At 61.0% G+C, this 22004-nt stretch carries 24 protein-coding genes and 1 tRNA gene; 14 read left to right on the top strand and 11 right to left on the bottom strand.

Features of this window, described 5'->3' with window-relative positions; translation table 11 throughout:
- Positions 1-377 precede the first annotated feature (377 nt).
- Positions 378-1202: a tRNA 2-thiocytidine(32) synthetase TtcA gene (gene ttcA, locus ACQY47_RS26875; RefSeq protein ID WP_428553358.1), complete on the top strand. Its 825-nt coding sequence runs from the start codon at positions 378-380 to the stop codon at positions 1200-1202.
- Positions 1203-1269: 67 nt separating this feature from the next.
- Entirely contained in the window at positions 1270-1941 is a 672-nt protein-coding gene (locus ACQY47_RS26880) for a DNA-3-methyladenine glycosylase I (RefSeq protein ID WP_099548017.1), read from the top strand.
- A gap of 103 nt (positions 1942-2044) precedes the next feature.
- On the opposite strand, the gene ACQY47_RS26885 is transcribed toward ACQY47_RS26880, so the two are convergent.
- From ACQY47_RS26885 to arsC, 3 genes are read right to left on the bottom strand one after another with little or no spacing between them, the layout of a single operon-like run.
- The gene (locus ACQY47_RS26885) at positions 2045-2464 is read right to left on the bottom strand and encodes a DUF2069 domain-containing protein (protein WP_428553361.1); all 420 of its coding nucleotides are present in this window, start codon (positions 2462-2464) and stop codon (positions 2045-2047) included.
- Complete coding sequence (gene wrbA, locus ACQY47_RS26890) at positions 2448-3062, bottom strand: NAD(P)H:quinone oxidoreductase (protein WP_017136576.1); 615 nt, start codon at positions 3060-3062, stop codon at positions 2448-2450. Before wrbA ends, ACQY47_RS26885 begins: the two co-directional genes overlap by 17 nt.
- Positions 3059-3412: an arsenate reductase (glutaredoxin) gene (arsC, locus tag ACQY47_RS26895; protein WP_169988278.1), complete on the bottom strand. Its 354-nt coding sequence runs from the start codon at positions 3410-3412 to the stop codon at positions 3059-3061. Before arsC ends, wrbA begins: the two co-directional genes overlap by 4 nt.
- A gap of 116 nt (positions 3413-3528) precedes the next feature.
- Here arsC and ACQY47_RS26900 point away from each other — a divergent pair, with 116 nt between their 5' ends.
- The gene (locus ACQY47_RS26900) at positions 3529-3990 is read left to right on the top strand and encodes a TlpA family protein disulfide reductase (protein ID WP_017136574.1); all 462 of its coding nucleotides are present in this window, start codon (positions 3529-3531) and stop codon (positions 3988-3990) included.
- Between the two features lie 117 nt (positions 3991-4107).
- On the opposite strand, the gene ACQY47_RS26905 is transcribed toward ACQY47_RS26900, so the two are convergent.
- From ACQY47_RS26905 to ACQY47_RS26920, 4 genes are all read right to left on the bottom strand, one after another.
- Entirely contained in the window at positions 4108-4509 is a 402-nt protein-coding gene (locus tag ACQY47_RS26905; RefSeq protein ID WP_017136573.1) for an META domain-containing protein, read from the bottom strand.
- Positions 4506-4946 (bottom strand): hypothetical protein, encoded by a 441-nt coding sequence (locus tag ACQY47_RS26910; protein ID WP_017136572.1) that lies wholly within the window; start codon positions 4944-4946, stop codon positions 4506-4508. Before ACQY47_RS26910 ends, ACQY47_RS26905 begins: the two co-directional genes overlap by 4 nt.
- Positions 4947-5017: 71 nt before the next feature.
- Positions 5018-6007: a 2-hydroxyacid dehydrogenase gene (locus ACQY47_RS26915; protein WP_428553367.1), complete on the bottom strand. Its 990-nt coding sequence runs from the start codon at positions 6005-6007 to the stop codon at positions 5018-5020.
- Positions 6008-6118: 111 nt separating this feature from the next.
- On the bottom strand, positions 6119-8872 hold the full coding sequence (locus ACQY47_RS26920) for a response regulator (RefSeq protein WP_428553370.1): 2754 nt from the start codon (positions 8870-8872) through the stop codon (positions 6119-6121).
- A gap of 218 nt (positions 8873-9090) precedes the next feature.
- Between ACQY47_RS26920 and ACQY47_RS26925 the strand changes: the two genes are divergently transcribed.
- Both ACQY47_RS26925 and ACQY47_RS26930 read left to right on the top strand, forming a co-directional pair.
- Entirely contained in the window at positions 9091-9816 is a 726-nt protein-coding gene (locus ACQY47_RS26925) for a response regulator transcription factor (protein ID WP_428553373.1), read from the top strand.
- A complete protein-coding gene (locus tag ACQY47_RS26930) occupies positions 9803-11161 on the top strand; it encodes a histidine kinase sensor domain-containing protein (RefSeq protein ID WP_428557397.1) in 1359 nt (452 codons plus the stop codon). The genes ACQY47_RS26925 and ACQY47_RS26930 overlap by 14 nt, the downstream gene beginning before the upstream one ends.
- A 3-nt stretch (positions 11162-11164) precedes the next feature.
- Here ACQY47_RS26930 and ACQY47_RS26935 read toward each other — a convergent pair whose 3' ends face one another.
- Positions 11165-11680: a DUF2062 domain-containing protein gene (locus tag ACQY47_RS26935; protein ID WP_017136567.1), complete on the bottom strand. Its 516-nt coding sequence runs from the start codon at positions 11678-11680 to the stop codon at positions 11165-11167.
- A 134-nt stretch (positions 11681-11814) separates the two neighbouring features.
- Between ACQY47_RS26935 and ACQY47_RS26940 the strand changes: the two genes are divergently transcribed.
- From ACQY47_RS26940 to murB, 8 genes are all read left to right on the top strand, one after another.
- Positions 11815-14040: a DNA internalization-related competence protein ComEC/Rec2 gene (locus tag ACQY47_RS26940; protein WP_428553377.1), complete on the top strand. Its 2226-nt coding sequence runs from the start codon at positions 11815-11817 to the stop codon at positions 14038-14040.
- A gap of 109 nt (positions 14041-14149) precedes the next feature.
- Entirely contained in the window at positions 14150-14785 is a 636-nt protein-coding gene (locus ACQY47_RS26945) for a MotA/TolQ/ExbB proton channel family protein (RefSeq protein ID WP_016969293.1), read from the top strand.
- Positions 14782-15210 (top strand): ExbD/TolR family protein, encoded by a 429-nt coding sequence (locus ACQY47_RS26950; protein ID WP_017136564.1) that lies wholly within the window; start codon positions 14782-14784, stop codon positions 15208-15210. Before ACQY47_RS26945 ends, ACQY47_RS26950 begins: the two co-directional genes overlap by 4 nt.
- Positions 15210-16220 (top strand): tetraacyldisaccharide 4'-kinase, encoded by a 1011-nt coding sequence (gene lpxK / locus ACQY47_RS26955; protein WP_099548010.1) that lies wholly within the window; start codon positions 15210-15212, stop codon positions 16218-16220. The genes ACQY47_RS26950 and lpxK overlap by 1 nt, the downstream gene beginning before the upstream one ends.
- 23 nt (positions 16221-16243) lie before the next feature.
- Complete coding sequence (locus tag ACQY47_RS26960; RefSeq protein ID WP_003174668.1) at positions 16244-16429, top strand: Trm112 family protein; 186 nt, start codon at positions 16244-16246, stop codon at positions 16427-16429.
- Positions 16426-17190 carry a 3-deoxy-manno-octulosonate cytidylyltransferase gene (gene kdsB, locus ACQY47_RS26965; protein WP_200431806.1) on the top strand — a complete coding sequence of 255 codons (765 nt, stop codon included), beginning with the start codon at positions 16426-16428 and terminating at the stop codon, positions 17188-17190. The genes ACQY47_RS26960 and kdsB overlap by 4 nt, the downstream gene beginning before the upstream one ends.
- Positions 17190-17654 (top strand): low molecular weight protein-tyrosine-phosphatase, encoded by a 465-nt coding sequence (locus tag ACQY47_RS26970; RefSeq protein ID WP_428553384.1) that lies wholly within the window; start codon positions 17190-17192, stop codon positions 17652-17654. Before kdsB ends, ACQY47_RS26970 begins: the two co-directional genes overlap by 1 nt.
- The gene (gene murB / locus ACQY47_RS26975; RefSeq protein WP_428553387.1) at positions 17651-18670 is read left to right on the top strand and encodes a UDP-N-acetylmuramate dehydrogenase; all 1020 of its coding nucleotides are present in this window, start codon (positions 17651-17653) and stop codon (positions 18668-18670) included. Before ACQY47_RS26970 ends, murB begins: the two co-directional genes overlap by 4 nt.
- 72 nt (positions 18671-18742) lie before the next feature.
- Here the strand turns inward: murB and ACQY47_RS26980 are convergent, their stop codons facing one another.
- On the bottom strand, positions 18743-19414 hold the full coding sequence (locus ACQY47_RS26980; RefSeq protein WP_058419884.1) for a Bax inhibitor-1/YccA family protein: 672 nt from the start codon (positions 19412-19414) through the stop codon (positions 18743-18745).
- 152 nt (positions 19415-19566) lie between these two features.
- Here ACQY47_RS26980 and ACQY47_RS26985 point away from each other — a divergent pair.
- Positions 19567-19657: transfer RNA gene (locus tag ACQY47_RS26985), tRNA-Ser, on the top strand.
- A gap of 197 nt (positions 19658-19854) precedes the next feature.
- On the opposite strand, the gene ACQY47_RS26990 is transcribed toward ACQY47_RS26985, so the two are convergent.
- Positions 19855-20265 carry a VOC family protein gene (locus ACQY47_RS26990; RefSeq protein WP_428553391.1) on the bottom strand — a complete coding sequence of 137 codons (411 nt, stop codon included), beginning with the start codon at positions 20263-20265 and terminating at the stop codon, positions 19855-19857.
- 348 nt (positions 20266-20613) lie between these two features.
- Positions 20614-21045, bottom strand: coding sequence for a hypothetical protein (locus ACQY47_RS26995; protein ID WP_428553394.1), 432 nt, complete (start codon positions 21043-21045; stop codon positions 20614-20616).
- Between the last annotated feature and the right edge of the window lie 959 nt (positions 21046-22004).

Raw genomic sequence — 22004 nt, forward strand, 5'->3', positions numbered from 1 at the left:
CTGTCGTTATTACCATCGCCCCCCATCGGAGCGCCCACGGGCCAAATGGCCACATAAGGTCCTGGATAGTTGTGCGACCTTACGTCGCAGTATAGGAAGTGATGACCGGAAAAACTGTAGGGCTTTAGAGCAAATTGCGCTGTAAACATGGGCGCTAATCGCGGTGAGGTCTGTCAGGGATAACGGGTTCTACTGTGGGAGCTGGCTTGTCGGGTCGCCGCATCGCTGCGATAGCGGTGGATCAGTGATGTATTAGTTGCTGACACACCGCCATCGCAGGCAAGCCAGCTCCCACATTGGATCGGCGTCGCCCATTGAAGTATTTTTGCGTAAAATGCTGCGCTTTTCGTCACACACCTCTAGCGGATCCAAGCGCCATGGGCACTCTTACGGTCAACCAGAACAAACTGCAAAAACGCCTGCGTCGCCTGGCCGGGGAAGCGGTCGCCGATTTCAACATGATCGAGGACGGCGACAAGGTCATGGTCTGCCTCTCCGGCGGCAAAGACAGCTACACCCTGCTCGACGTGCTGCTGCACCTGCAAAAGGTCGCGCCGATCCAGTTTCAGATCGTTGCCGTCAACATGGACCAGAAACAACCGGGCTTCCCGGAGCACGTGCTGCCGGCCTACTTGAAAGACCTGGGCGTGGAGTACCACATTGTCGAAAAAGACACCTATTCGGTGGTCAAGGAGCTGATCCCCGAGGGCAAAACCACCTGCTCGCTGTGCTCACGCCTGCGCCGTGGCACGCTTTACACCTTTGCCGATGAGATCGGCGCGACCAAGATGGCCTTGGGGCACCACCGTGACGACATCGTTGAGACCTTCTTTCTCAATATGTTCTTCAACGGCTCGCTCAAGGCCATGCCGCCCAAGCTGCGCGCCGATGACGGGCGTAACGTAGTGATCCGCCCGCTGGCGTATTGCAACGAGAAAGACATCCAGGCTTACTCCGACTTCAAGCAATTCCCGATCATCCCGTGCAACCTGTGTGGCTCCCAGGAAAACCTGCAGCGCCAGGTGGTCAAGGAGATGCTGGTGGAATGGGAGCGCAAAACCCCAGGCCGCACCGAAAGCATCTTCCGCAGCTTGCAGAATGTGCAGCCGTCGCAACTGGCCGACCGCAACCTGTTCGATTTCAGCAGCCTTAAAATTGACGAAACCGCCGCTTCGCGCTTCGTCAATGTGGTGAACCTCTAAGACGTTTCAACGCTCTGAAAGACGGCGCTCACGGGCGCCGTTTTCAATTCAACTGCCAGGAGAGGGCATGCGCGATTACAAGTGGCTGCACGAATATTGTCTGAACCGCTTTGGTTCAGCGGCCGAGCTGGAAGCCCACCTGCCTGTACCCAAGACCCCGGCGCAATTGCGCAAGATCAGTGATGATCGCTACCTGTCGACCCTGGCGCTGCGCGTATTTCGCGCGGGCTTGAAGCACAGCGTGGTGGATGCAAAATGGCCGGCGTTCGAGCAGGTGTTCTTCGGCTTCGATCCGGAAAAAGTCGTGCTGATGGGCGCCGAGCACCTGGAACGCTTGATGCAGGACACGCGCATCATCCGCCACCTGGGCAAGCTCAAGAGTGTGCCGCGCAATGCGCAAATGATGCTGGACATCGAGCAGGAAAAAGGCAGCTTTGGCGCGTTTATCGCCGACTGGCCGGTGACTGATATCGTCAGCTTGTGGAAGTACCTGAGCAAGCACGGCCACCAGTTGGGCGGGCTGTCGGCGCCGCGCTTTTTGCGCATGGTCGGCAAGGACACGTTTGTGCCGAGTGATGACGTGGTGGCGGCCTTGAATGCACAGAAGATCGTCGACAAGGCGCCGACCAGCCTGCGGGATTTGGCGACGGTGCAGGGTGCGTTTAACCAATGGCATGCCGAGAGTGGGCGGCCGATGTGCCAGTTGTCGATGATGCTGGCTTACACGGTGAATCATTGAGACTGAGTTGATCCGATCGCAGGCAAGCCAGCTCCCACAGGGGAATGCATTCCAAGTGTGGGAGCTGGCTTGTCGGGTCGCCGCATCGCTGCGATAGCGGTCTTCAGGCAGGCTGCAAATCTGCCGCCAACCGCCGATTCAACTGATGCCGCCACCGCACATACAACAGCGCGGAACAAAACACCGCCAGACTCGCCAGCATCTCCAGCACCCCGAACCACTGGCGGTTCGGGTCATACGCTGCCAGTGCGCCCTTGATGAAATACAGGTTCACCACAAAACACATCCACGAATGCCCGCGCGCGCTGCCCAGCAGCATGCCCGGCGCCAGCACCAGCAGTGGCACCAGCTCGATCAGCAGGATCACCCATGGGCGCGCACCGTGCAGGTCGGCGATGAACAGGTAATTCACGCACAGCAAGCCCACCAGCCCTAAAAAAGCCACCAGGCTCAGTACGCGTGCCACCTTGACCCGTGGTTCCAGCCACGCCTGGGGCGGCAGGACCTTAGGCTTTCTGGCCACGGCCGTTCTCCAGCAGCGTGGCGGTGGTGGCAAGACGCAGGCCGAGTGCCCGGCACAGGGTGATTTCGTGCTGATCGAGCATGCGTTTGCCGTCCGGCCCGGAATGGTGGCTGGCGCCATATGGCGTGCCGCCGCCCTGGGTGTCGAGCAAGGCTTGTTCGCTGTAGGGCAGGCCGGTGATCAGCATGCCGTGGTGCAGCAGCGGCAGCAGCATCGACATCAGTGTGGTTTCCTGGCCGCCGTGCAGGCTGGCGGTGGAGGTGAACACGCCGGCTGGCTTGCCGACGAGTGCGCCGGTGAGCCACAGGTTGCTGGTGCCATCGAGGAAGTACTTGAGCGGCGCGGCCATGTTGCCAAAGCGCGTCGGGCTGCCCAGGGCCAGGCCCGAGCAATTCTTCAGATCATCCAGGCTTGCATACAACGCGCCTTCGTCCGGGATGCTCGGCGCCACGGCTTCGCACTCCGTGGAAATCGCCGGTACGGTGCGCAGGCGGGCTTCGAGGCCGCCTTGCTCGATGCCGCGGGCAATCTGCCGAGCCATTTCGCTGACCGAGCCATTGCGGCTGTAATACAGCACCAGCACATAGGGCGCGGTCACGGCAGCAACTCCAGCACGTTTTCCGGTGGGCGGCCGATGATGGCTTTGTCGGCGGTTGCCAGGATCGGGCGTTCCATCAGCTTCGGGTGCTCGGCAATCGCGGCAATCAACTGCGCCTCGCTGAGGCTGGCGTCGGCCAGGTTGAGGGTTTTGTATTCGTCTTCGCCGGTGCGCAGCAGTTGGCGTGCGCTGATCCCCAGTTTGCTGAGCAAGGCCTTGAGTTGCGCGGCGTCCAGCGGCGTTTCGAGGTAGCGCACAACGGTAGGGGTCAGGCCGCGGGCTTCGAGCAGTTCAAGCGCACCGCGCGATTTCGAGCAGCGCGGGTTGTGATAAAGCGTCAGATCGGTCATGTGCGGGTCGCATCTTGCGTAAGGTGGCGGGTATTCTACCTGCGCGGCGACCCGTCCTTAAACCGTAAGAGGCGATAGGTCGCAGCCAACGTTCATTTTTTGCGAAGGATTTCCCCATGACTAGGCGACTGATCGGTGCATTGGCGATCATCACAACCCTGCTGCTCAGCGGCTGCGGTAACGATTACGGCGTTGACCAATATGGCAAGAAAGTGGCGGCCGAACGCCTGGACAAACAATGGGTGGTGGTCAATTACTGGGCCGAATGGTGTGGCCCGTGCCGCACGGAAATTCCGGAACTGAATACCTTGGCCGAACAGTTGAAAGGCCAGAACGTGGGCGTGTTCGGGGTCAATTTCGACAACGTGCAGGGTGAAGAACTCAAGGCCGCCAGCGAGAAGTTGGGGATCAAGTTCACGGTGCTGGCGCAGAACCCGGAAGAGATTTTCGATATTCCACGCAGCGAGGCGCTGCCGGTGACTTACATCATTGATGACAAAGGCAAGGTGCGTGAACAGCTGATGGGTGAGCAGACGGCAGAAGGCGTGTTGGCCAAGCTCAAAGCCCTGCGTGGTTAAATCTGTGAAAGCTGGCTTGCCTGCGATGCGGTTGGCGCGGTGTATCAGCTACACCGCGGTGATGCTATCGCAGGCAAGCCAGCTCCCACAGAAAAGCCGATCCAGTCTGACTTTGGATCAGCCTTCTTCCAGCCACAGTCGAATCGGCTTGCCTTCAGCCGGCCAGAACCGGGTTTGCTCGATCGGTGAGATATCCCAGCGCTGCACACCTTGCAGGGCCTGGAAGAAGCGGTGCTCCTGCTCCATCAAGGCTTCGGCGCAGAGTTTGCGGGTGCTGCCGATCTTGCCGAAACTGAGCGTCCGGCCTTCGACGGTGTACGGCGCAAACCAGTGGTTGCAGCCGCCATTGCCGTAGGCGCGGCCATCGGCGCCGAGGGTGACGGTCAGGTGCGCGTAATCCATCAACGGCCGTTCGCCAATCCACTCCACCACGTAGCTGTGGTCTTGCTGCAGCTTTACCGCGTCACCGGCACAGCCCGTCAGGGCCACACCGAGGGCGGCGAGCAGCACGCCTTTCATTGCGCAGCCTGCTGGCATTTCGGGCAGCGGTGCTTGTCGCCTTCGCTGGCCCAGCCCAGTTCCTTGATGCGCGCATTGGCGGCCGGTTGCAGCGGCTCTTTGGCCAGCTTGGTTTCCACGGCGAATTCAAACTCCAGCAGGCTGTCGCAGCTGTCGCAGTTGACCTTCCAGGTGTGAATTTCCAGCTCGCCGAATTTCGGCCCCTGGGCCATGGCGACCCACTGGCCCGCCGGGCGAATGGAATAGCGCGCGTCACCTTCGACGGTCAGGCGCATCGACAGGGTTTTACTGCCGCGCAGGGTGACGATCAAGACGTCGCCATGCTTGATCGAACCACCGTTGCCGGTGACCTGGTAACGGCCCGGCACCAGGGCGCGGCATTCGATCAGGGTGTGTTGCGGGCTCAGCAAGCTGAAGCGGAAATCGTGTTCGGCCATGGATCCTCCAAATAGGCGCGGCATCCTATCACGGGTGCCGGCCTATCATGAGCCTGGTATATGACCGCTGATCAACCTTGCACAAGGTTCTGCGGCTGGCCATCGGCCCACGCGGCAATGTTGGCCAGCGTGGTGGCTGCGATTGCCGCCAGCGCTTCACGGGTCAGGAATGCCTGGTGGGCAGTGATGATCACGTTGGGAAAGGTCAGCAGGCGTGCGAGTACGTCGTCCTGCAGCGGCAGGTCGGAGCGATCCTCGAAAAACAACTGGGCCTCTTCCTCATACACATCCAGGCCCAGGTAGCCGAGTTGGCCGTTCTTGAGGGCCTCGATCAGGGCTGGCGTGTCCACCAGGCCACCGCGTCCGGTGTTGATCAGCATGGCGCCAGGCTGCATCTGTGCCAGGGAACGTGCGTTGATCAGGTGTTTGCTGTCGGCGGTCAGCGGGCAGTGCAGGCTGATGATCTGTGTCTGGGCCAATAGCTCTGGCAGGTTTACATAGCGGGCGCCAAGGGCCTGGACCTGCGGATTGGGGAATGGGTCGTAGGCGAGTAACTGGCAGCCGAACCCGGCCATGATCTTGGCAAAGGTGGCGCCGATCTGCCCGGTGCCGACCACGCCGACGGTTTTGCCGACCAAATCGAACCCGGTGAGCCCGTGCAGGCTGAAATCGCCATCGCGGGTGCGGTTATAGGCGCGGTGCAAGCGGCGGTTGAGGGCCAGGATCAGCGCAACCGCATGCTCTGCCACCGCGTGGGGCGAGTAGGCCGGTACGCGCACGATACTCAGGCCCAGGCGCTGGGCGGCGGCCAGGTCGACATGGTTGTAACCGGCCGAGCGCAGGGCAATCAGGCGCGTGCCGCCGGCGGCCAGGTGTTCCAGCACTGGTGCGCTGAGGTCATCGTTGATAAAGGCGCAGACCACTTCGTGGTGTTCGGCCAGGGCCACGGTGTCGAGGTTCAGGCGGGCCGGTTGGAATTGCAGCTCTACACCTGCCGGCAGCGGCTCGCCGAGAAAGCTGTCGCGGTCGTAGGTCTGGCTGCTGAAAAGAATGACGCGCATTAAAAATGCTCCCTGCAGTCACTGAGTTTTAGGAAGGCCGATGTGGGCACCGGGCTTTTTTGTGGGAGCTGGCTCCCACACAAGCCCGCTCAACACAGGCCTGGAGAAGCCTCAGGCGCTGACCCGTGCCTCACTGGCCAACCGCGCAATCGCCATGTCCAGTTCATCCAGCGCGTCGATGGCCTTGGCGTCGTCTTGTTTGAGCAAGGTTTCCGCGCGCTGGCAGGCGGCGCGCAATTGCGGCACGCCGCAGTAGCGGGTGGCGCCATGCAGGCGATGCACGCGTTCAATCAGCGCATTGTTGTCTTTGGCTTCACGGGCGGCGGTGATCGCCAGGCGATCGGCTTCCAGCGAGGCCAGCAGCATGGCGAGCATGTCGGCGGCCAGGTCGGCCTTGTTGGCCGCCAGGCGCAGGCCTTCCTCATGATCCAGCACCAGCAGTTGCACGCCGGGTGCCAAGCCGTCAGTCGCGCGCTCCGGCCCTTGATTGCGCAGGGCCAGGCCGGTCCACTTCAACACTACTTGGGCCAACTGCCGCTCGCTGATGGGTTTGGTCAGGTAATCGTCCATACCGCTTTGCAGCAGCGCGCGTTTTTCGTTGGCCATGGCGTGGGCGGTGAGGGCGACCACCGGCAGCGGCGTACCGTGGCGTTCGCTCTCCCATTGGCGGATCGCCTCGGTGCTTTGGCGCCCGTCCATGCCGGGCATTTGTACGTCCATCAGCACCAGGTCGAAGGTTTCCTGCTTCACCGCGTCAATGGCCGCATAACCGCTTTCGACCGCGTGCACCTTGGCGCCCATGTCTTCGAGCAACGTTTGCACCAGCAACAGGTTGGCCGGGTTGTCGTCCACGCAGAGTACGCGCGGAGCTCGGCTGGAGAGCGGTTCGCCGGGTTCGCTGCGCAATGGCCGCGGGCTGATCAGATCGGCCAGTGCACGGCGCAGTTTGCGCGTACACGCAGGTTTGGCCTGCAACTGGCTGTTGGGGTTGGGCACTGACTGGTTGAACAACATCTGTTCGGTGGTCGGGCACAGCACCAGCACCTTGCAGCCCAGGTGTTCCAGGTCCCATAGATGCTGGTTGAGGCGTTCGGGCGGAATGTCATTGGCGGTGACACCGAGCACTGCCAGGTCGATTGCCTGTTCAGTCTGGTGTGCGCTGGTGATGCCGTTGGTCAGGCTTTCCAGGGTATTGAACGGTGTGACTTGCAGGCCGCAATCTTCCAGTTGGTGCTGCAACGCCTGGCGCGCGAGCTCGTGGTTTTCCAGCACGGCCACACGACGGCCGAGCAGCGGCGGGGAGGGCAGGTCTTCGGCGTCGTCGCGGGTTTTGGGCAGGCTCAGGCTGATCCAGAACTCCGAGCCTTCGCCCGGTGTGCTGTCGACGCCGATCTCACCGCCCATTTGCTCGATCAGCCGCTTGGAAATCACCAGGCCCAGGCCGGTGCCGCCGGGTTGGCGCGACAGCGAGTTGTCGGCCTGGCTGAAGGCCTGGAACAACGCACGCACGTCCTGGTTCGACAGGCCGATGCCGGTGTCTTGCACACTGATGCGCAGTTGCACGCTGTCTTCCTGTTCGTCTTCGACCATCGCGCGGGCAACGATAGTGCCTTCGCGGGTGAACTTGATCGCGTTGCTGATCAGGTTGGTGAGGATCTGCTTGAGGCGCAACGGGTCGCCCACCAGCGCCAGCGGCGTGTCGCGGTACACCAGGCTGACCAGCTCAAGCTGTTTGGCATGGGCGGCGGGGGCGAGGATGGTGAGGGTGTCTTGCAGCAAGTCGCGCAGGTTGAAGGGCACACTGTCGAGCACCAGCTTGCCGGCTTCGATTTTCGAGAAGTCGAGGATCTCGTTGATGATACCCAGCAGGTTGTCGGCGGATTTTTCGATGGTGCCCAGGTAATCCAGCTGACGCGGCGACAGCTCGCTTTTTTGCAGCAGATGAGTAAAACCCAGGATGCCGTTGAGCGGCGTGCGGATTTCATGGCTCATGTTGGCCAGGAACTCCGACTTGATCCGGCTGGCCTCCAGGGCCTCCTTGCGCGCCAGGTCCAGCTCGATGTTCTGGATCTCGATGGTTTCCAGGTTCTGACGCACATCTTCGGTGGCCTGATCGATACTGTGTTGCAGTTCTTCCTGGGCATTTTGCAGGGTTTCGGCCATGCGGTTGATGCCCGAGGCCAATTGGTCCAATTCCTGGCTGCCCAACGGTGGCAGGCGGGTTTCGAGGTTGCCGTCCTTGAGTTGGGCCACAGCTTGCTTGATCTGGCCGATGGGCGAGTTGATCGTGCGGCTGATGCGCAACGCCAGGGCGGCCGTGCAGATCAGGCCGATGGCGATCAGCAGCAGGCTGGCAAACAGGCTGCGATAACCGCGCAGCAACATGCCATTGTGCGACAGCTCCACTTCGACCCAACCCAGCAGGCGATCGGCTTCATCGGGGATCAATTCGCCCGCGAGGTTGCGATGGCGACCGAACACCGGCAGCAGGTAGCGCGTGGCGTCATTGCCACTGCGCTGCAGCAGGTGCGAACTGTTGCCGACCGGCGCGAGGTTGAGCATGGTCGGGCCGGCGTGGGCCAGGGACGAGCGGTCCGGTGCCAGGAACGACACCGCGCGCACGTCCGGTTGCTCCAGCGACTGGGTGGCGATGCGTTCAAGCAGGTCGGTGTTCTTGCTGCTCAACGCCGGGGCCACCAGCGGCGCCAATTGCTCGGCGATCATTTCGCCGCGTTGCAGCAATTGGGTCTGCAACTCCGACAGCTGCATCCAGGTGAAATAGCCCCCCAACAACAGGGCCATCAGGCTGGTCGGTAATAAGGTCAGCAACAGTACGCGGCCTTTTATCCCCATTCTTCTAAGCACGCCACTCTCCTGCTACCACACTGTTTTCGTTTATCTGCGCGGGCATCCGGCCCACGCCACCTGCGCAGTGTAGCCATTTGCGCGGTGTGGAACCTCGCAAATTAATGATCGACGTCAATCGCCGAGCGCAATCTTCGAGCCATCGGCAGCCGGGTGGCGATTGCCTGTCACCGTTTAATCTTGAATAATCAGTGATTGAGAATGACTTGCAGACGCTAATGAATCCCGCAGTTGGCCTACCCAGTATCCTGGCAATTGAAGACGACCCTGTATTGGGCGCCTATGTGCATGAGCAGCTGGGCCGCTGTGGCTTCCAGGTCACCTGGTGCCAGAACGGCCAACAGGGCCTGCAGATGGCACGTGACCAGGTGTTCGACGTGGTGTTGATGGACATCCTGCTGCCGGGCATGGACGGTTTGTCGATTCTTACCCGTTTGCGCCAGCACCATGCGACGCCGGTGATCCTCATGTCTGCGCTGGGCGCCGAGGCCGATCGCATCAGCGGTTTTCGCCTGGGTGCGGACGACTACCTGCCCAAGCCGTTCAGCATGGTTGAACTGCGCGTACGCATCGAAGCCATCCTGCGCCGCGTGGCCCTGGACCGGCGGCCGTTGCCGCTGCGTTTACCGGCACGCGACGATGCACGCAGCCTGCGTTTTGACGATGAACTGTACGACGTGTTCTTTCAAGAACACTGGGCCGGGCTGACGCGCAGCGAGTATCGCTTGCTCGAGACCTTGCACCGTAGCGCCGATGAAGTGCTCAGCAAAGCCTTCCTTTACCAGCATGTGTTGCAGCGCGGTTACGCGCCTCACGATCGCAGCCTGGACATGCATATCAGCCAGATTCGCCGCAAGCTCAAGGCCATCGGCTACAGCGAGCGCGAAGTGCGCACGGTGTGGGGCAAGGGTTATGTACTGAGCGGCCATGATGAAGGGCTTTGAGCGGCTGCCCGGCCGGCACTCGTTATTCTGGAAGCTCGCCTGCCTGCTGATCGCCTTCTGTTTGCTGATGATCTGGCTCAGTTGGTCCTGGGGCCGCTATATGGAAGAGCAGAACGCCTATGTGGCCGAGGAGTCCCGCGCGATTTTGCGCGGCTATGCCGCGGGCGCGGAATTGGCCTGGAGTACCCAGGGCAGTGCTGGCGTGGACGCCTGGTTGCAGCTGATGGCCACGCGCGAATCGACCTGGATCGGGGTGATCGGCCACGACTTGCAGTCGCTGAGCAGCCTGCCGCTGAGCGACAAGGAAAGCCAGCGCCTGACTTTTCTGCGCGGGCTGGAGTGGCCGGTCAGCCGACACGTCAAAGGCCTGCCCTGGGTGAAAATCCCATTCCCGGTCAACCCTGGCGCCGGCTCGCTGGTGATCGAATTACCCAAGCGCTTTATGCCGGGGCGCTATCAGGTGTTCTGGCGCGTGGTGACCAACGGCGTGATTCCCGGCTTGTTTACCTTGCTGCTGTGTGTGGGGCTTTATCGGCTGCTGATCATGCCTCTGAACCAGTTGCGCGAGCAGGCCAACGCCTGGCGCGCCGATCAATTGAATACGCGCATGTCCCGCGAGGCCACCAGCCGCCAGGATGAATTGGGTGAGTTGGGCCGCGCCTTTGACCACATGTCCGAGCGTTTGCAGGGCACGGTGGAGTTGCAGCAACAGTTATTGCGGGACATGTCCCATGAGCTGCGCACGCCGTTGAGCCGTTTGCGCGTGGCCTGTGACAGTGAGCAGGATCTGGCGCAGTTGCGCGAGCGCCTGGGCCGGGAGATTGACGCCATGCAGCGCCTGGTGGAAGACAGCCTGCAACTGGCCTGGCTGGACAGCGAGCGAACGCGGTTACCCGAGGAAGCCATCCAGCTTCCGGCCTTGTGGGACATGCTGCGGGAAAACGCTTGTTATGAAAGTGACTGGCCAGCAGCGCGTTTGCCGTGTCTGTTGCCCGTCGACTGCTGGGTGCGCGGCAACCTGAATGCGCTGGCCCAGGCCCTGGAAAATATCCTGCGCAATGCCATCCGACATTCCCCCGCTCAGGGGCAGGTGACGCTGGACGGCTGTCGCGAGGGCGATGATTGGCATATTTGGCTGCAAGACCAGGGCGGCGGTATTGATGAGCAGGACTTGGAACGTATTTTTGCGCCGTTCACCCGCCTCGAAGGCTCACGGCCGGGTGATGGCGGTTTTGGTCTGGGCTTGAGCATCGCCCGCAATGCGGTACAGCGCCAGGGTGGGACGTTGTGGGCGCAGAACAGCGCGCAAGGTTTGTGCGTGCACCTGCGGCTGCCAGCGCGCTAGCTGTCAGGTGCGTCGTTGTTTGCGCTTCTTCCACTGGTGCGCGACCCACCAGCGCCAGTAACCCATCGTCAGGCAGTAGGCCAGCGCGGCCAGCACCAGCCCGCACACCACGGAACCCAACAGGAACGGCTGCCACAGTGTGCCCAGTTGGCTGCTGATCCACTCCCAGGTCAGGTTGTCGGGCAGGCTGCGCGGCGGCGTGTTCATCAGCCAGGCGCCGGTCAGGTAGGTGCAGAAGAACACCACCGGCATGGTGATCGGGTTGGTCAGCCACACCAGGCTCACGGCAATCGGCATATTCCCGCGCACAGCGATCGCTAGCACCGCCGCCAATAACATCTGCAACGGAATCGGGATAAACGCCGCGAACAGGCCCACTGCCATGGCGCGGGCGACGGAATGGCGGTTCAGGTGCCAGAGGTTGGGGTCATGCAACAACGTGCCGAGAAATCGTAAGGACTTGTGTTCCCGGATACTCGTGGGGTCGGGCATGTACCGTTTGAATAAGCGCCGGGGCATAAGGGGTCCAGGTCAGTTCGAGGGGCAAGTATGCCCGCATTCTATAAACAGAAAATTCAGACTTTGTGACAAAACATCAGAGGCCGCGCGGGGTATCCGACTAAGACTAGTGGATCACTGGAAAAGGATGCTTCATGAGAACAGGGATGTTCACGTTCGGAATGGGCTTATTGTCGCTGCGATTTTTACCCGCATTGCCGCCCACCGCTTGGCTGCTGGCCATGTTGGTAGTGGCCTTGATGTTGCTGCCGTTTCGTACCTATCCGCTGGCGTTTTTGCTGTTGGGCGTGAGCTGGGCGTGCATGAGCGCACAATGGGCGTTGGACGACCGATTAAGGCCGGCTCTGGACGGTCAGACTCGCTGGGTTGAGGGGCGCGTCATCGGGTTGCCGCAAAACACCAGCACCGGCGTGCGCTTCGAACTGACCGACAGCCGGTCACGCAAGGGCCGGCTGCCCAAGCGTATCCGCCTGTCCTGGCATAACGGCCCGCAGGTTAACAGCGGCGAGCGCTGGCGGCTGGCGGTCACGCTCAAGCGGCCGGCGGGCCTGCTCAATTTTCAGGGGTTTGACTACGAGGCCTGGCTGCTGGCCCAGCGCATCGGCGCCACCGGCTCGGTGAAAGATGGCCAACGCCTGGCGCCGGCTCGCCATGCCTGGCGTGACAGCGTCCGCCAGCGCCTGCTGGCGGTGGATGCTCAGGGCCGCGAGGCGGGGCTGGCGGCCTTGGTGCTGGGCGACGGCTCGGGGTTGGCAACCGAGGATTGGCGGGTGTTGCAGGACACCGGCACGGTGCACCTGCTGGTGATTTCCGGCCAGCACATTGGCTTGCTGGCCGGTTTGATCTACGCGCTGGTGGCCGGGCTGGCGCGCTACGGTTGCTGGCCCCGCGCCTTGCCCTGGCTGCCGTGGGCCTGCGGCCTGGCATTTACTGCTGCGCTGGGGTATGGCCTGCTGGCGGGGTTCGGTGTGCCGGTGCAACGGGCCTGCGTGATGGTCGGGTTAGTGCTGCTGTGGCGTTTGCGGTTTCGCCACCTGGGTGTGTGGTGGCCGTTATTACTGGCGTTCAATGCCGTGCTGGTGCTGGAGCCGCTGGCCAGTTTGCAGCCGGGGTTCTGGTTGTCGTTTGCCGCCGTGGCCGTGCTGGTGCTGGCGTTCAGCGGGCGTTTGGGCGCGTGGAGTATCTGGCAGGCCTGGACCCACCCCCAATGGTTGATCGCCATCGGTTTGTTTCCGGTGTTGCTGGTGCTGGGGTTGCCCATCAGCCTCAGTGCGCCGGTGGCCAATCTGTTTGCCGTGCCGTGGATCAGCCTGGTGGTGCTGCCGTTGGCACTGCTGGGCACTGTACTGTTGGCGGTACCGTGGGTGGGAGAGGGCTTGTTGTGGCTGGCCGGTGGCGCGTTGGATGGCCTGTTCACAGGCTTGGCGCTGCTGGCCGGGCTGCGCGCAGCGTGGGTGCCCGCCGACGTGCCGTTGGGTTATTGGTTGATCAGCGTCGCGGGCGCGGTGCTATTACTCTTGCCCAAAGGCGTGCCATTGCGGCTGCTGGGCTGGCCGATGCTGCTGTTGGCCGTCTTTGCCCCTAAACCATTGGTGCCGCACGGGCAGGTGGAGGTGGTGCAATTGGATGTCGGCCAGGGGCAGGCGGTGATCCTGCGCACGCGCCATCACGCCATGCTCTACGACGCAGGCCCGCGCTCGGGGGTGGTTGACCTGGGCGCGCGCGTGGTGCTGCCATCCCTGCAAAAGGTTGGGGTGGCGGCGTTGGACGCGATGGTGATCAGCCACGCTCACGCTGACCATGCCGGCGGTGCCGCAGCGGTTGCCCGTGTGCTGCCCGTCGGGAGGGTTATCGGCGGAGAGACCGAAGGGCTGCCGGCTTTTCTCGCCGCCCAGCCCTGTAACAATGGCGAGCGCTGGGAGTGGGATGGCGTGTCATTCGAGGTGTGGCAATGGCCTGGCGCCACTAGCAGCAATCCGAAATCCTGCGTCTTGCAGGTACAGGCCCGTGGCGAGCGGTTGCTACTGACGGGTGATATTGATGAGGCGGCTGAAACAGCCTTTCTCGCTTCGCCCTTGGCGGTGCCGACCGATTGGCTGCAAGCGCCGCACCATGGCAGTCGCAGTTCCTCGTCCTGGGCGTTTTTACAGCGGCTTGCGCCCAAGTCGGTGCTGATTTCCCGCGGCCGTGGCAACGCATTCGGGCATCCCCATCCGCAGGTGATGGCGCGTTACCAGGCGCTGGGCAGCCGGGTCTACGACAGCGCCGAGCAAGGTGCCGTGCGTGTGCAACTGGGCAGTTTTAGAGCACCGGTTGTTGCGCGCAGTCAACGGCGATTCTGGCGCGAAGCGTTACCGTAATACAGGCTTACCAAACACCTGGGCCTGCGACAGGCGGGCCTGGCGCCTGCGAACCACGCGGGTGAACCTATATGGTAAAGTGGCGCACTTTTTCGAGGGGACATTCACTGTGTGGGAATTGGTCAAATCCGGCGGCTGGATGATGTTGCCGATTATCTTGAGCTCCATCGCCGCACTCGGCATCGTTGCCGAACGTTTGTGGACCCTGCGCGCCAGTCGCATAACCCCCGAGCATCTGCTGGGGCAGGTGTGGGGCTGGATCAAGAACAAACAGCTGGATAAAGAAAAACTCAAGGAGTTACGCGCCAACTCGCCGTTGGGTGAAATCCTCGCAGCGGGCCTCGCCAATTCCAAGCATGGTCGCGAGATCATGAAAGAGTGCATCGAAGAGGCCGCTGCCCGCGTCATCCACGAAATGGAGCGCTATATCAATGCGCTCGGCACCATCGCAGCCATGGCGCCGTTGCTTGGTTTGCTGGGCACGGTGCTGGGCATGATCGACATTTTCAGCTCGTTCATGGGTTCAGGCATGACCACCAACGCTGCCGTCTTGGCCGGTGGTATTTCCAAGGCCTTGATCACCACGGCAGCCGGCCTGATGGTCGGTATTCCGTCGGTGTTTTTCCACCGCTTCCTGCAGCGTCGCATCGATGAACTGGTGGTCGGCATGGAACAGGAAGCCATCAAGCTGGTGGAAGTGGTGCAGGGCGATCGTGATGTCGATTTCGTTGAGGGTCGAGCGTGAAATTTCGCCGCAAGCAACGGGAGAATGTTGATATCAACCTGGCGTCGCTGATCGACGTGGTCTTTATCCTGCTGCTGTTTTTTGTCGTGACTACCACCTTCACCCGCGAAACCCAACTGCGCGTTGATTTACCCGAAGCAGTGAGTGGCTCACCGGCCGAAGACCAGGAAATTAAGCAGCTGGACATTGCCATCAGCGCCGACGGGGTGTTTTCGGTAAATAACCAATTGCTCGAAAAAAATGACCTTGCCAGCCTGATGGATGCCCTGCAGAAAGAGTCCGGTGGCGATACCAATATGCCGCTTTCCATCAGCGCTGACGGCAAAACCCAGCACCAAGCCGTGATCACCGCCATGGACGCCGCCGGCAAGCTGGGCTTCAGCCACCTGCGCATGACCACCGTCGAGGCGGCGAGCCCGCCCTGATGGCCATGTCCGATCGTTTGCTCAAGGCGTGGTACGAGGGCCATCCGGCACTCGTACTGTTGCGGCCGCTGGAATCTATGTACCGTCACGTTGTACAGCGCAAACGCGCGCGCTTCCTGGCGGGCGAGGGTGAGATTTACCAACCGCCGGTGCCTGTGGTGGTGGTGGGCAATATCACCGTCGGCGGCACCGGCAAGACGCCGTTGATCCTGTGGCTGATCGAACACTGCCGGCGCAGCGGCCTGCGGGTCGGCGTGGTCAGCCGCGGCTACGGTGCCAAGCCGCCGCAGTTACCCTGGCGGGTGGAGGCCAGCCACAGCGCCGAAGTGGCGGGCGATGAGCCGTTGCTGATCGTTCAGCGCTGCGGCGTGCCCCTGATGATCGACCCGGACCGCAGCCGCGCCGTCAAAGCCTTGCTGGCCAGTGAACCTCTAGACCTGATCCTCAGCGACGATGGCCTGCAGCATTACCGCCTGGCCCGCGACCTGGAATTGGTGCTGATCGATGCCGCCCGTGGCCTGGGCAACCGCCGCTGCCTGCCTGCCGGGCCTTTGCGCGAGCCGGTGGAGCGCCTGCACAGTGTGGATGCGCTGTTGTACAACGGCGCCGGGGCCGACCGCGAGGATGGGTTTGCCTTTCGCCTGCAACCCACGGCGTTGATCAACTTGAAAACCGGTGAGCGACAATCGGTCGAGCATTTTGCCGCCGGCCAGCGGGTCCATGCCGTCGCAGGTATCGGTAACCCGCAACGTTTCTTCAATACCCTCGAAACGCTACACTGGCAGCCGATTCCCCATGCGTTTGCCGACCATGCGCCCTACAGCGCAGAGGTGTTGAATTTCACACCGTCATTGCCGTTGGTGATGACCGAAAAGGACGCGGTGAAGTGCCGCGCCTTTGCCCAGCCCGACTGGTGGTACCTTGCAGTGGATGCATTGCCGTCACCGGCGTTTGTGGCCTGGTTCGACACGCAATTGATGCGCCTGCTGCCCGCCCGACTTTTGCCTTAAACCGCTTTTTCCAGGAAATACTCATGGACACCAAACTGCTCGACATCCTCGCTTGCCCGATCTGCAAAGGCCCGCTCAAGCTCAGCGCCGACAAAACCGAGCTGATCAGCAAGGGCGCCGGCCTGGCTTATCCGATCCGTGATGGCATCCCGGTGATGCTGGAAAGCGAAGCTCGTACCCTGACCACCGATGAGCGCCTGGATAAATGACCACCGCCTTTACCGTTGTCATTCCTTCGCGCTACGCCTCCACGCGCCTGCCGGGCAAGCCGCTGCAATTGATCGGCGACAAGCCGATGATCCAGCTGGTGTGGGAGCAGGCCTGCAAAAGCAGCGCCGAACGCGTGGTGGTTGCCACCGATGACCCGCGTATTATCGAGGCCTGCAAAGGTTTCGGCGCTGAAGCGGTGCTGACCCGTGAAGACCACAACTCCGGCACCGACCGCCTGGCTGAAGTCGCCACGCAACTGGGGCTGGCGCCTGATGCGATTGTGGTCAATGTGCAAGGTGACGAACCGCTGATCCCGCCCTGCGTGATCGATCAGGTCGCCGCCAACCTGGCCGCCCATGGCGAGGCGCGCATGGCCACCCTGGCCGAACCCATCGAAGACATCGAGACCCTGTTCAACCCGAACGTGGTCAAAGTGGTCAGCGATATCAATGGCCTGGCGCTGACCTTCAGCCGCTCGACCCTGCCGTGGGCACGGGATGCATTCGCCAAACAGCCCGACGTATTGCCCCAGGGCGTGCCGTACCGTCGCCATATCGGCATCTATGCCTACCGAGCCGGTTTCCTGCATGACTTCGTCAGCTGGGGGCCGTGCTGGCTGGAAAACACCGAGTCCCTGGAACAGTTGCGTGCCCTGTGGCACGGCGTGCGTATCCACGTGGGCGACGCGCTGGAAGCGCCGCCGGCCGGTGTCGACACCCAGGAAGACCTTGAGCGCGTTCGCCGCCTGCTGGGGGCCTGATGGAGGTTTTGTTCGTCTGCCTGGGCAATATCTGCCGCTCGCCCACCGCCGAAGGTGTGCTGCGCCATAAATTGCGCGAAGCCGGGCTGGCCGGCCAGGTTGAAGTGGCGTCTGCCGGCACGGGTGAATGGCATGTCGGCAACCCGCCGGACCAGCGCAGCCAGCGTGCGGCGCTGGTACGCGGTTACGACTTGTCGGCCCAGCGCGCCCAGCAGGTTTCGCGTGCAGACTTTGCTCGGTATGACCTGATCCTGGCCATGGACCACAGCAACCTGCGCAACCTTAAGGCATTGCACCCAGGCCAAGGCAAGGCCGAGCTGGACTTGTTCCTGCGCCGCTATGAAGCCGAAGTGGACGAAGTGCCAGACCCTTACTACGAAGGCGAGCAAGGTTTCGAGCGGGTCCTGGACTTGATTGAACGGGCCTGTGATTTATTGGTGATCGAATTGAAGGGGCGGTTATGACCTTGCAAGTGCTTGCGCAGGTATCGCTCAAGCCATTCAACAGCTTCGGCATCGACGTGCGCGCCCAGTGGTTTGCCGAGGCCCGCAGCGACGCGGATGTACGTGAAGCCCTGGCCTATGCGACGGCGCAGTCATTACCGCTGTTGGTGATCGGCGGTGGCAGCAACCTGCTGTTGACCCAGGATATCCAGGCTGTGGTGTTGCGCATGGCCACCCAGGGCATTCGGGTGCTGCAGGACGACGGTGTACGCGTGGTGGTCGAGGCCGAAGCGGGCGAAGCCTGGCACCCATTTGTGTTGTGGACGTTGGAACACGGTTTCTGCGGCCTGGAGAACCTCAGCCTCATCCCCGGCACCGTCGGTGCTGCGCCGATGCAGAACATCGGTGCCTACGGCGTGGAGATCAAAGACGTGTTTGCCGGCCTCACCGCGCTGGATCGCCACACCGGCGAGTTGCGCGACTTCAGCCTGCAAGAGTGCAACTTCGCCTACCGCGACAGCCTGTTCAAGCACGAAACCGGGCGCTGGTTGATCCTGCGCGTGCGTTTCGCCTTGAGCCGCGCCAGCCACCTCAAGCTCGACTACGGCCCGGTGCAGCAGCGCCTGGCCGGGCAGGGCATCACCGAGGCGACGCCGAGCGATGTCAGCCGTGCTATTTGCAGCATCCGCCGCGAAAAACTGCCCGACCCGGCAGAACTGGGAAATGCCGGCAGTTTCTTCAAAAACCCACTGGTGTCCCACGTGTTAGCGGCTGAGCTGAAGGCGCAGTACCCGGACCTGGTGGCATACCCGCAGGCCGATGGGCAAGTGAAGCTCGCCGCTGGCTGGCTGATCGATAAAGCTGGCTGGAAGGGCTTTCGCGACGGCGATGCCGGCGTGCATAAATTGCAGGCACTGGTGCTGGTCAACTATGGCACGGCCACCGGGCATGACATTGCCAACCTGGCACTGCGCATCCAGCGTGATATTGCCGAGCGTTTCAAGGTCGATCTGGAAATGGAACCCAACCTGTACTGAGCGTTTGCAATCCCGTGAAAACAAAAATGCCCCGTATCTTTCGATACGGGGCATTTTTTATTGCGTTAGCAATCAGTCATCGCGGCTCATGATGCCGAAGATCTGCAACAGGCTGATGAACAGGTTGTAGATCGATACATACAGGCTGATGGTCGCCATGATGTAGTTGCGCTCACCGCCGTGGATGATGGCGCTGGTCTGGAACAGGATGCACACGGAGGAGAACAGCACAAAACCCGCGCTGATCGCCAGCTGCAAGCCGCTGATCTGGAAGAACATGCCGGCAACCACTGCCGCCAGCAACACGAAGAAGCCTGCGGTAATGAAGCCACCCAGGAAGCTCATGTCCTTACGGCTGATCAGCACGTAGGCCGACAAACCACCAAATACCAGGGCCGTCATGGCAAATGCCGAACTGACCACTTCCGCGCCGCCGGCCATGCCGAGGTAACGGTTGAGGATCGGGCCAAGGATAAAGCCCATGAAACCGGTCAAGGCAAACGCCGACACCAAGCCCCAGGCCGAGTCGCGCAGCTTGTTGGTCAGGAAGAACAGACCGTAGAAACCAATCAGCACGACAAAGATATTCGGGTAGCCAACGCGCATCTGCTGCGCCACATACGCCATTACGCCGCTGAACGCGAGGGTAAGGGCGAGCAAGCCGTAGGTGTTGCGCAACACGCGGCTGACTTCAAGCTGCTCAGCCTGCGCGTTACCATTCAGTGCGTAATTCTGTTCGCGCATGGCGACACTCCTTCAGTTTTGAAACATTCAGTCGCAAGGATCATAACAGACGCTCTGTAACAAGCCATGGCAAGAGTTTGACAGTGTGTTTCATTCGGGTATTATGGCGCCCGCTGACACGGGATGGGCTATCATAATCCTGTGAAGCAAAAGGGAAATTGGCAGAGTGGTTGAATGCACCGGTCTTGAAAACCGGCGGACGTTAATAGCGTCTCCAGGGTTCGAATCCCTGGTTTCCCGCCAAGATTTACACGAAAGCCTCGCGAAAGCGGGGCTTTTGCGTTTCTGGGGTTTGGTTCAGCCACCAGCTTAGGGTCTGATAACCTGTCGGACACCCTCTGTGACAATCCGTGGCCTACAGCCCACCTCTGAGGGATAGGGTGCACGGACAACAAAAGCCCGCGCAATGGCGAGCTTCAAGCCAATACTGTGAGCTGCGCCTATCCCGCCACATGCAAATCGCCACGATGAGCGATATGCACCTTGTTGCCATCCGGATCACGCAGGTACGCACCATAGTAACCGTCACCATAGTGAGGGCGTTGGCCAGGTTCACCTTCATCAGATCCACCCGCGAGAAGCCCAGCTGCATAGGCGGTATCTACCGCATTTGGAGAGGGTGCAGTGAAAGCCACCATGCTGCCATTCCCTGCACCGGCTTCATTACGGTCATAGGGGCTGTACACATAAAAGCGCGGGAGAGCGCTATCTGGTTTTATCCAGCATGCCGAAGGTGGCCCGCCATCAGGGGTTACAGGCCTACGGCAGAGCCCCAGGGGGATCAGCACTGCGTCATAGAAGGTAGACGCTTTATCAAGATCGTTTGTCCCAACGGTTACGTGACTGAACATCCCGTATTCCTACTTGCGAAGGCGAGGCGTTATCGTGTCATTTTGAAGGTGGGCGTGTATAGCGGTCGTCGGCTAAGGCGGCGAGGGCGAGTCTCGGCCCTCCAAATCGCAGACAAAGAAAAGCCCGCGATGGGGAGTAGCGGGCTTAAAGGGATGTTCTCTAGGAGCTGGGGTAACCATAAGCGCCCGAGTGTGAAAGGGATGTGAAAGGTTGCGCTCAGTAGGACGTCGCGATTGCCTTGACGTTCTCGCCTGATACAGCCTGTGTGCAGACAAATGCCAGTAAGGTGATTGCCAGAAACCAGAAACCCGGCGCTGGGCCGGGCTTCGATATAACAGCGTCAGAAACTAACGATGCTTGTTCTTGTGTTTATGCTTGTTGTTGCCTTTGTGCTTTCTACCATCTGATCGATGATTGCTCTCATCGTCCGCCAGGTTGTTTCCCAGCGCGCCACCTGCCGCGCCGCCGAGACCTGCACCGATAGTCGAGCCGGTTGTACCGCCGAGGCGATTACCAATCAATGAGCCACCCGCCGAGCCGATTCCTCCACCCAATGCAGCTTCCGCCCTATTGCCTTTTTGAGCACCGACAGCACTGCCGGCGGCGCCACCTACGCCTGCGCCTACCGCCGCGCCCGTTGAGCCGCCGAGCTGTTGACCTACGATGTTGCCAAGTGCACCACCAACGCCGCCTCCAAGGGCGGCTGTGCCATCTCCGGCAGCCATCGCTCCTTGCGAAATGAGGACGCCCAACAATAGGGCGGGCAGTGTCATTTTCATTTTGTGAACCTCTATGGGTTGTCAGCAGGCGCTCACGGTTTAAAGCACGCCTGGCATTGGGACTCGTCCAAAAGTTTGAAGTTCTTTGCGGGCGGTGCCTGCGGGCGAATGGTTGTAACAAGATATAAGCGTACCGCCTTCACCTCATCCTCGCACACCATAGAAGTGGTTCAGCGATACCAGCTCAACCAAAGCCACGAAAACGCACAGCGTAACCAAGCCAGGGCTGAAGACCCGCTTGCGATTGGATGAGCCCCCACCTAGCCAGCCTTTGTTGCTAGCGCCTGGGATGACCATGAGGAACGGGAGCGTGGCTTATCGGCAGTTCGACCGCCTGGTCTTGGACGATGGTCGGGGATAAGGTCAAGTTTTCTGATGCAGAGATAACACTTACATACCAAGAGTCGGCATGATTACCCGGCCGCACTCTATGAGTTGGCCGGCTGTTACTTGAAGCTCAAGGGTGGGTTTCGCTGCATACCCGGTAAGGAAGCCGGCGGCGACAAGCGCAATGCACAGTAAGGTGTTTCTCAGGATCATGCGGGGCGCTCGCTAACTGATTGATGTAAAAGCAAGCAGCACTGATTCCAGATTGTGCAAAAGGTTCCTGAAGGTCTCCCTTATTGAACTATGGTAATCACCAACGCTGTTGACCAGGGACTGATTGCCAGCGGGTGTGTCAGGCATGCGCCATCGCACACTGAGAACACTGAACTACTCTGACGGGAGGCGTTCGTATTGCGTTCATCTGACTTTTGATAGGGCACCATGGATAAGCGGCTCGCAGGTCTATCATTTTTGCTTACCCTAGGATGGGTTGCCACAGTGGTATCTGTAATGTGGTACTTCTACGATAATTAGTCTAAAGGCCGAATCACGTCTGGCCCCACAATTACGTAGGCTCCTGCCAACACGAACAACACCTGTGAACCACCGGCGATCAATTGAGAGAGGCGCAG

Source organism: Pseudomonas edaphica (assembly GCF_965277385.1).
Lineage (GTDB): Bacteria > Pseudomonadota > Gammaproteobacteria > Pseudomonadales > Pseudomonadaceae > Aquipseudomonas > Aquipseudomonas edaphica.

Coding starts and splice junctions, on each gene's coding strand:
- ttcA (WP_428553358.1), top strand. CDS start 378: ATGGGCACTCTTACGGTCAACCAGAACAAACTGCAAAAACGCCTGCGT.
- ACQY47_RS26880 (WP_099548017.1), top strand. CDS start 1,270: ATGCGCGATTACAAGTGGCTGCACGAATATTGTCTGAACCGCTTTGGT.
- arsC (WP_169988278.1), bottom strand. CDS start 3,412: ATGACCGATCTGACGCTTTATCACAACCCGCGCTGCTCGAAATCGCGC.
- ACQY47_RS26900 (WP_017136574.1), top strand. CDS start 3,529: ATGACTAGGCGACTGATCGGTGCATTGGCGATCATCACAACCCTGCTG.
- ACQY47_RS26905 (WP_017136573.1), bottom strand. CDS start 4,509: ATGAAAGGCGTGCTGCTCGCCGCCCTCGGTGTGGCCCTGACGGGCTGT.
- ACQY47_RS26910 (WP_017136572.1), bottom strand. CDS start 4,946: ATGGCCGAACACGATTTCCGCTTCAGCTTGCTGAGCCCGCAACACACC.
- ACQY47_RS26915 (WP_428553367.1), bottom strand. CDS start 6,007: ATGCGCGTCATTCTTTTCAGCAGCCAGACCTACGACCGCGACAGCTTT.
- ACQY47_RS26925 (WP_428553373.1), top strand. CDS start 9,091: ATGAATCCCGCAGTTGGCCTACCCAGTATCCTGGCAATTGAAGACGAC.
- ACQY47_RS26930 (WP_428557397.1), top strand. CDS start 9,803: ATGAAGGGCTTTGAGCGGCTGCCCGGCCGGCACTCGTTATTCTGGAAG.
- ACQY47_RS26935 (WP_017136567.1), bottom strand. CDS start 11,680: ATGCCCCGGCGCTTATTCAAACGGTACATGCCCGACCCCACGAGTATC.
- ACQY47_RS26940 (WP_428553377.1), top strand. CDS start 11,815: ATGAGAACAGGGATGTTCACGTTCGGAATGGGCTTATTGTCGCTGCGA.
- lpxK (WP_099548010.1), top strand. CDS start 15,210: ATGGCCATGTCCGATCGTTTGCTCAAGGCGTGGTACGAGGGCCATCCG.
- ACQY47_RS26960 (WP_003174668.1), top strand. CDS start 16,244: ATGGACACCAAACTGCTCGACATCCTCGCTTGCCCGATCTGCAAAGGC.
- kdsB (WP_200431806.1), top strand. CDS start 16,426: ATGACCACCGCCTTTACCGTTGTCATTCCTTCGCGCTACGCCTCCACG.
- ACQY47_RS26970 (WP_428553384.1), top strand. CDS start 17,190: ATGGAGGTTTTGTTCGTCTGCCTGGGCAATATCTGCCGCTCGCCCACC.
- murB (WP_428553387.1), top strand. CDS start 17,651: ATGACCTTGCAAGTGCTTGCGCAGGTATCGCTCAAGCCATTCAACAGC.
- ACQY47_RS26980 (WP_058419884.1), bottom strand. CDS start 19,414: ATGCGCGAACAGAATTACGCACTGAATGGTAACGCGCAGGCTGAGCAG.
- ACQY47_RS26990 (WP_428553391.1), bottom strand. CDS start 20,265: ATGTTCAGTCACGTAACCGTTGGGACAAACGATCTTGATAAAGCGTCT.
- ACQY47_RS26995 (WP_428553394.1), bottom strand. CDS start 21,045: ATGAAAATGACACTGCCCGCCCTATTGTTGGGCGTCCTCATTTCGCAA.